At 66.0% G+C, this 1,030-nt stretch carries 1 protein-coding gene; it reads left to right on the plus strand.

Annotated elements, in window-relative coordinates; translation table 11 throughout:
* Window positions 1–117: 117 nt before the first annotated feature.
* A protein-coding gene (locus KBX08_RS33325; protein WP_374101985.1) for an IS5 family transposase occupies window positions 118–1,012 on the plus strand; the annotation gives its coding sequence in 2 pieces (ribosomal slippage) (window positions 118–867 and window positions 869–1,012; 894 coding nt in all).
* The last annotated feature ends 18 nt before the right edge of the window (window positions 1,013–1,030 follow it).

Genomic DNA, 1,030 nt, shown 5'->3' on the forward strand with positions numbered 1-1,030 from the left:
GCGTGTTTCAGGAGTCGTGGTGGCTGGTGAAGGTCCCGGCGTGGCGGTGATCGACAATTGAAGAGGTCTCCGGTATCTGGTTCTGCGACCAAGCAAGAACTTCATACCGGAGACCTCGTGGCCGCCTTAGCGGTGACGAGGCGGCAGGCCCCGACCGACGCTCAGTGGCAGCGGCTCGCCGCACTGCTGCCTGCCGCGTCGGTGAAGGGTCGTCCGCCGAAGTGGGAGAAACGGCAGCTCATCGGCGGGATCAGGTGGCGGATCCGGATCGGGTCGCCCTGGCGTGACGTCCCGGCCGAGTACGGACCATGGCAGACGCTCTACGGCCTGTTCCGTCGCTGGCAGCGCGATGGGACCTGGGACAAGATCCTGGCCGCGTCACAGGCCACCGGGGATGCGGAAGACCGGATCACCTGGACGATCAGCGTGGACTCGATGACCAGCCGCGCCCACCAACACACCGCCGGCGCCCGCAGAGATGGCCACCTGCAGAAAGAGCCACCCGGCGGCGTGCACGACGAACCCGCCGATCACGGGCTCGGACGATCTCGTGGCGGTCTGACCACCAAGACGCATCTGGCCTGTGAGCAGGGACAGAAGGTCCTATCGATGGTCGTGACCGCCGGGCATCGTGGTGACAGCCCGCAGTTCATCGCGGTCCTGCGCCGTATCAAGGTGACCCGTCTCGGAGTAGGCCGGCCCCGCACCTGCCCCGACCTGGTCCTGGCCGACAAGGCCTACACCAGCCGAGGTAACCGCGCCTACCTGCGCAGGCGTGGAATCAAGGCGTGCATCCCGAGCAAGACCGACCAGGACGCCCACCGCAAAGCCAAAGGCAGCCGCGGTGGACGCCCGCCCAAGTTCGACCCAAACCTCTAACCGGATGCGACACGCCGTCGAGAACGGCATCAAAAGGCTCAAGCGCCACCGCGGCGTAGCCACCCGCTACGACAAGCTGGCCGTCCGGTTCCAGGCCATCCTCACCATCACCATCATCTGCGAATGGCTCTGACCCAGCTTATGAAACACG

Source organism: Micromonospora sp. H61 (assembly GCF_018070325.1).
Classification (GTDB): domain Bacteria; phylum Actinomycetota; class Actinomycetes; order Mycobacteriales; family Micromonosporaceae; genus Micromonospora; species Micromonospora salmantinae.